At 65.2% G+C, this 6389-nt stretch carries 7 protein-coding genes and 1 pseudogene; 5 read left to right on the forward strand and 3 right to left on the reverse strand.

The features are described 5' to 3' along the window. Positions 1–6 precede the first annotated feature (6 nt). The gene (locus WS61_RS31460) at positions 7–339 is read right to left on the reverse strand and encodes a cupredoxin domain-containing protein (RefSeq protein ID WP_059506479.1); all 333 of its coding nucleotides are present in this window, start codon (positions 337–339) and stop codon (positions 7–9) included. Between the two features lie 330 nt (positions 340–669). Between WS61_RS31460 and WS61_RS31465 the strand changes: the two genes are divergently transcribed. Next, positions 670–870 carry a heavy-metal-associated domain-containing protein gene (locus WS61_RS31465; RefSeq protein WP_059506481.1) on the forward strand — a complete coding sequence of 67 codons (201 nt, stop codon included), beginning with the start codon at positions 670–672 and terminating at the stop codon, positions 868–870. A 72-nt stretch (positions 871–942) separates the two neighbouring features. Here the strand turns inward: WS61_RS31465 and WS61_RS31470 are convergent, their stop codons facing one another. Beyond that, positions 943–2433 (reverse strand): aldehyde dehydrogenase, encoded by a 1491-nt coding sequence (locus WS61_RS31470; RefSeq protein WP_059506482.1) that lies wholly within the window; start codon positions 2431–2433, stop codon positions 943–945. A gap of 88 nt (positions 2434–2521) precedes the next feature. Beyond that, positions 2522–3073: a cupin domain-containing protein gene (locus WS61_RS31475; protein ID WP_059506493.1), complete on the reverse strand. Its 552-nt coding sequence runs from the start codon at positions 3071–3073 to the stop codon at positions 2522–2524. A 455-nt stretch (positions 3074–3528) separates the two neighbouring features. On the opposite strand from WS61_RS31475, the gene WS61_RS35880 reads away from it, so the two are divergent. The 4 genes and pseudogenes from WS61_RS35880 to WS61_RS31500 all read left to right on the forward strand — a co-directional run. Then, positions 3529–3711 carry a hypothetical protein gene (locus WS61_RS35880; RefSeq protein ID WP_006488040.1) on the forward strand — a complete coding sequence of 61 codons (183 nt, stop codon included), beginning with the start codon at positions 3529–3531 and terminating at the stop codon, positions 3709–3711. A gap of 283 nt (positions 3712–3994) precedes the next feature. Next, positions 3995–4780 carry a gamma-glutamyl-gamma-aminobutyrate hydrolase family protein gene (locus WS61_RS31490; RefSeq protein WP_059506486.1) on the forward strand — a complete coding sequence of 262 codons (786 nt, stop codon included), beginning with the start codon at positions 3995–3997 and terminating at the stop codon, positions 4778–4780. Between the two features lie 28 nt (positions 4781–4808). Then, positions 4809–6146, forward strand: coding sequence for a glutamine synthetase family protein (locus tag WS61_RS31495; RefSeq protein WP_034208577.1), 1338 nt, complete (start codon positions 4809–4811; stop codon positions 6144–6146). 34 nt (positions 6147–6180) lie between these two features. Continuing rightward, a pseudogene (locus WS61_RS31500) lies at positions 6181–6389 on the forward strand (aspartate aminotransferase family protein); the annotation flags it as partial.

Here is a 6389-nt window from a genome sequence, read left to right on the forward strand (position 1 = left end):
ATCGGCTTACTTGACGGTCAGATGCGTCTTCGACTGCGCTTCGTGATACTCGTCGTGGAACTCGTAGGTCCCGGCCTTCAGCGGCCCGACCAGAATCTCGACCGACTTGCCGGCCGGCACGACCTTCTCCGCCTTGAAGTCGTCGCTTTCGAATTCAGCGGGCGTCGCATCGAGGTTCTTCACGACGAACTTCACCTTCTTGCCGGCGGGGATCGTCACGCCCTCGGGCGAAAACTTGTGGTCCTTCAACGTCAGGTTGACGACATCGTCGGCAGCGAAGGCGGACGCGGCCGAGGCGCCCAGCAGGGCCAGTGCGAAACCGATAGCGAAACGGGTCATGTGCGTAATGAACGGAAATATTGAAGGGAATCGATACTAAGATCGATTCGCATTTTCACCTCGGAGTACCCTCACTTGGATCATGGAAATCGTACGTCGTCGATCCCAAGTGCGCTTTGTCGCGCAAGGCTCCGCGAGAATTAGCCGACAATGTGCAGTCGTCAATCGGGAAAAATTCGGACTGACCCGCGCGCGCAAATGACCATTCGTCAGACCTCAGCATTACAAATCGCCGATGCGATGCCATCAACCGCATGCGACGCTTGATCTTCCCACCGTGGCAAGCTTCATGCTGAACGTACTCGTCAATCACTCACCGGAGAGAACACGATGGAATTCGAAGTCCAGGACATGACCTGCGGCGGCTGCGCCAACGCCATCACACGTGCGGTGACCGCCGCCGACCCCGCCGCGAAGCTCGACATCGACGTCGCGGCGAAGATCGTCAAGATCGACTCGGCGCAAGGCGTCGAGCGCGTACGGTCGATCATCGAAGCCGCCGGCTTCCATCCCGCACTGCGCACCGCGTAACGCGCGCCAAAGGCCGCGGAGGTCATTGCGGGCGCAGCGCCGGACGGCAACGCGCCCGCACCCGGCGGCCTGTCAACGCAGCCGGATCAGCGTCGACTTTAGTTCGGTGTACTTCTCGAGCGCATGCAGCGACTTGTCGCGGCCGTTGCCCGACTGCTTGTAGCCACCGAACGGAAAGTTCATGTCGCCGCCCTCGTCATAGCAGTTCACCCACACGGTACCTGCACGCAGCCGGCGCGACACGTCGTGCGCGGTCGTCAGGTCCGACGTCCACACGGCCGCGGCCAGCCCGTATTCGGTATCGTTCGCGATCCTGACGGCCTCGTCGACGTCGTCGAACACGATCACCGACAACACCGGCCCGAAGATTTCCTCGCGCGCGATCTTCGCATCGGGCTTCACCTCGAACACCGTCGGCTCCACGTAGAAGCCGCCCGTTTCCGCGTTCACGCGCGCACCGCCGGTAACGAGCCGGCCTTCGCTGCGCCCCGCCTCGATATAACCGAGCACGCGTTCGAGCTGGACGCCGTCGACGATCGCGCCCATCGATACCGACGGATCGAGCGGATTGCCCGGCACGTACGCGCGGGCGGCCGCGACGAGCTTCTCGATGAATGCGTCCTTGATGTCGCGATGCACGAGCAGCCGCGAGCCGGCCGTGCACATCTCGCCCATGTTGTAGAAGATCGCGCCGGCCGCCGTTTGCGCCGCGCGGTCGAGATCGGGGCAGTCGGGCAACACGATGTTCGGCGACTTGCCGCCGAGCTCGAGCCACGCGCGCTTCAGGTTCGACTGCGCCGCGTACTGCATGATCAGCTTGCCGACCGCCGTCGAGCCCGTGAACGCGATGCAGTCGACGTCGCGATGCAGCGCGAGCAGCTTGCCCGGTTCGCCCGCGCCCGGCACGACGTTGAACACGCCGGCCGGCATGCCGGCCTCGAAGGCGAGCTGCGCGACGCGGATCGCGGTCAGCGGCGATTTCTCCGACGGCTTCAGCACGACGCTGTTGCCGGCCGCGAGCGCGGGACCGAATTTCCATGCGGCCATCAGGATCGGGAAGTTCCACGGCACGACGGCGGCCACCACGCCGACCGGTTCGCGCGTGACGAGGCCGACGAGATGATGATCGGCCGGCGCGACCTCACCGCCGACCTTGTCGATCGCCTCGGCGAACCATTCGACGCAGTATGCGGCGCCCGGCACGTCGACCGTCGTCGTGTCGCCGATCGGCTTGCCCGCGTCGAGCGTTTCGAGCAGCGACAGTTCGTCGAGATGCTCGCGCATCAGCGTGGCCCAGCGCAGCAGCACGGCCTTGCGCGCACGCGGGTTCAGGCCGGCCCACACCCCTGCGTCGAACGCGCGGCGGGCCGCCGCGACGGCGGCGTTCACGTCCGCTTCGCCGCAGTCGGCCACCTTCGCCAGCACGCGGCCGTCGATCGGGCTCACGCAATCGAACGTCCTGCCGTCGTGCGCGTCGCGCGATGCGCCATCGATGAATGCGTGCCCTTCGATCGCGAGCGACGCCGCCTTGTTTTGCCAGTCAGCCAAAGTCAACTTGTTCATCAGGATGCCTCAATGGTTTGGCATTCGCGATGCGGCGCGCCGCGCGCCTGGCGCGCAGCCGGCCAGCGGCGAATGCGGTGACGCGCGGTCAGAAGGTCGCCGGCGAATTGGCCGACACGACCTCGCAGAGCAGTTCCGCGCTGGGATTGCGAAAACGATGCGGCAAGCGGCTTTCGAAGTAGTAGCCGTCTCCGGGGTCGAGCAGCCACGTCGCGCCGTCGACGGTCAGCTCGAGCCGGCCCGACACGACGACGCCGCCCTCGTGCCCTGCATGCACGAGCATCTCGGGCCCCGTGTCGGCCAGCGGCTGGTAGATCTCGCGCAGGATGCACATGTTGCGATCCTTCACGTTCGCGCCGACCAGGTGAAACGCGAGCGAATCGTTGCCGAGGTTCGGCATCTCGTCGCGACGCGACACGACCGCGCGCGATTCGACGAGCTCGAACGTAAAGAACTCCGCGAGACTCATCGGGATGCATTCGAGCAGTTTCTTCAGCGACCCGACCGACGGGCTCACGCGGCCCTGTTCGATCAGCGAGATCGTGCCGTTGGTGACGCCGGCGCGTTTCGCGAGTTCGCGCTGCGACAGGCCATGCTTGTTGCGCACGAAACGCAGGCGCTCGGCGACTTCGGTGGACATCGATTCGGTTTCGGACACGATAAGTGCGATGACAAAGTGAAACGACGCATGGGACAGCCGTTGAATATTCTAATCACTTTATGCCGCACATCAGCGGGGAAAACCCTGAAAGGCGTTCGAAATAATGAACGGCGCGCCGACCATTCCTTTTGCGAATCTTTTGTTCGCACTGCTCGGGAAAGCCCTGATGCAGGACCATTAAAAAACATTTGACGCCGTTATTGGCTCGTATATGCTGGCTCTCAGGTCAGCGTCATCAGGCTTTCACAGGCCTCGAAAAGCGTTATCGCAACGCAGCAGTCGATGCCCGTCAATGCACATGACGCCGGGCCGGCACCTTGATTATTTTAAACGCCCCGCGCGTCGAAACGATCAGGTGTTCAATACTTTCAACAAACCAGTCGAGTGTAATCGTGAGAGTCCGTGGCCCTCTGGTGAGGTGGGATCGAGGCGATGTGCGAAGTTTGCGCAGCGCCGTTCCCGCTTCCGACGGCAGTTGCGGCTGGCATAGTCCTCGCCTGCTTCACCTGTCGATCTACACCATCCTGTCCCGTCGTTCCGTTCGGCGCCACAACGCCGTTTCCGCACGCGCATTCGTCGCCGTCGATACCGACGAAGTGGCGTCGCTGCTGCCGTAGCGCCTCTCCTTTCTTCACGTCGTTCGTTTCGTCCGTCGATTCGCCAACCGCATCGTCCGTGCGGTGACGGAACGCGTTCGCGCATTCGTTGCGGCGTCGCGTATCGCGATGAAACGAACGACGGCCTGACCGTCGCGCGCAGCGCGGATCGCCACGCCATCCCGTTGCGCCCATTCACCAGCGGCCGCGCGCCCGACGCCCGGCTGCGGGGTCGTGTCGCGCCCGCGTTTTGCCGCATTCGGGCCGACGTGCGTCACGTCCCTACGGATTACTGATTGACGTCATGGAAAGGAAACCTCTCGTCGGCATCACCGCCGACTTCACCCAGATCGGCGCGCACGCGTCGCATACGGTCGGCGACAAATACGTGGCCGCGATCGTCGACGGCGCGCATGCGCTCGCGATGGTGCTGCCGGCGCTCGGCGAACGGCAGTCGACTGCCGACGTGCTCGACGCAGTCGACGGGCTGTTGTTTACCGGCAGCTACTCGAACGTCGAGCCGCATCGGTACGGCGGCGAGCCGAGCGCACCGGGCACGAAGCACGACCCCGCCCGCGACGCGACGACGCTGCCGCTCTTGCGTGCGGCCATCGTCGCGGGCGTGCCCGTGCTCGCCGTGTGCCGCGGCTTCCAGGAGCTGAACGTCGTTTGCGGTGGCACGCTGCACCAGCGCGTACATGAAGTGCCCGGCTTCGCCGATCACCGCGAGGACGACGACGCGCCGATGGATACGCAATACGGCCCCGCGCACGTCGTGCGCCTGACGCCCGGCGGCCACCTGCATGCGCTCGCCGGCGGCCGCGACGAAGTGCACGTGAACTCGCTGCACAAGCAGGGCGTCGCGCAGCTCGGCTCCGGCCTCGCCGTCGAGGCCATCGCGCCGGATGGCCTGATCGAGGCCGTGAGCGTCGTCGATGCACCCGCGTTCGCGCTGGCCGTGCAGTGGCATCCGGAATGGCGACACGCGCAGGACCCGCTGTCGAGCGCGATCTTCCGCGCGTTCGGCGATGCGTGCCGCGCCCGCCGCGCCGAACGCACGCGCGCCATGGCCGCCGCCGCGCTCGCATGAGCGCGCCAACCAGACAACGAGAACAGACATGCAAGACATCGAAGGCTTTCTGAAGCAGCACCGGATTACCGAGATCGAAGCGATCATTCCCGACATGGCCGGCATCGCGCGCGGCAAGATCACGCCGCGCAACAAGTTCACGTCCGGCGAATCGATGCGGCTGCCGCAGGCCGTGATGGTGCAGACCGTCACCGGCGACTATCCGGAAGACGGCTCGCTGACCGGCGTGACCGACCCCGACATGGTGTGCGTGCCCGACACGTCGACCATCCGCCTGATCCCGTGGGCCGTCGACCCGACCGCACAGGTGATCCACGATTGCGTGCATTTCGACGGCTCGCCGGTCGAGATCTCGCCGCGCTACGTGCTGCGCCGCGTGCTCGACCTGTACAAGGCAAAGGGCTGGAAGCCGGTCGTCGCGCCCGAGCTCGAGTTCTATCTGGTCGACATGAACAAGGACCCCGACCTGCCGCTGCGCCCGCCGGTCGGCCGCACGGGCCGCCCCGAAACGGGCCGCCAGTCCTATTCGATCGAGGCCGTCAACGAATTCGATCCGCTGTTCGAGGACATCTACGAGTACTGCGAATCGCAGAACCTCGACATCGATACGCTGATCCACGAAGTCGGCGCCGCGCAGATGGAGATCAACTTCATGCACGGCGACGCGCTCTCGCTGGCCGACCAGGTGTTCCTGTTCAAGCGCACGGTGCGCGAGGCCGCGCTGCGCCACAACATGTACGCGACGTTCATGGCCAAGCCGATGGAAGACGAACCGGGCTCGGCGATGCACGTGCACCAGAGCATCGTCGACGAGGAAACGGGCCAGAACCTGTTCACGTCGCCGGAAACCGGCGGCGCGACGTCGATGTTCTACAACTATCTCGCGGGGCTGCAGAAGTACACGCCGGCGCTGATGCCGATCTTCGCGCCGTACATCAACTCGTATCGCCGCCTGTCGCGCTTCATGGCCGCGCCGATCAACGTGCAATGGGGCTACGACAACCGCACGGTGGGGTTCCGCATCCCGCATTCGGGCCCGGCCGCACGCCGCATCGAAAACCGCATCCCGGGCGTCGACTGCAACCCGTACCTCGCGCTCGCGGCTACGCTCGCGGCTGGCTATCTGGGCATGACGCAGCGCCTGGAGCCGACCGAGCCGCTCGTCAGCGACGGCTACAGCCTGCCGTACCAACTGCCGCGCAACCTCGAGGAAGGGCTGACGCTGATGGCCGCGTGCGAGCCGCTCGGCGAGATCCTCGGGCACAAGTTCCTGAAAGCGTATTTCGCGCTGAAGGAAACCGAATACGAAGCGTTCTTCCGCGTGATCAGCTCGTGGGAACGCCGCCATCTGCTGCTGCACGTGTAAGCGTGCCAACCGCATACGGAATCACGGAGGAAACATGACTTACCGCAACGAATCGGCCTGGATCCAGCCGGCCGCGCCGACTGCCACGGCCGCCGCCGCGCCGCGCGCGACGCAGGCACGCTCGACCGCCGAATACCGCGCGCTCGACGCCGCGCACCACATCCATCCGTTCTCGGACATGGGCGCGCTCAATCGCGCGGGCAGCCGCGTGATCGTGAAGGCCGACGGCGTCTACCTGTGGGA

It is taken from the genome of Burkholderia sp. ABCPW 11, assembly GCF_001523445.1.
Taxonomy (GTDB): domain Bacteria; phylum Pseudomonadota; class Gammaproteobacteria; order Burkholderiales; family Burkholderiaceae; genus Burkholderia.

Excerpts from the sequence above, each read along its gene's own strand:
- WS61_RS31470 (WP_059506482.1), bottom strand. The coding sequence starts at position 2,433 with ATGAACAAGTTGACTTTGGCTGACTGGCAAAACAAGGCGGCGTCGCTC.
- WS61_RS31490 (WP_059506486.1), top strand. The coding sequence starts at position 3,995 with ATGGAAAGGAAACCTCTCGTCGGCATCACCGCCGACTTCACCCAGATC.
- WS61_RS31460 (WP_059506479.1), bottom strand. The coding sequence starts at position 339 with ATGACCCGTTTCGCTATCGGTTTCGCACTGGCCCTGCTGGGCGCCTCG.
- WS61_RS31465 (WP_059506481.1), top strand. The coding sequence starts at position 670 with ATGGAATTCGAAGTCCAGGACATGACCTGCGGCGGCTGCGCCAACGCC.
- WS61_RS31475 (WP_059506493.1), bottom strand. The coding sequence starts at position 3,073 with ATGTCCACCGAAGTCGCCGAGCGCCTGCGTTTCGTGCGCAACAAGCAT.
- WS61_RS31495 (WP_034208577.1), top strand. The coding sequence starts at position 4,809 with ATGCAAGACATCGAAGGCTTTCTGAAGCAGCACCGGATTACCGAGATC.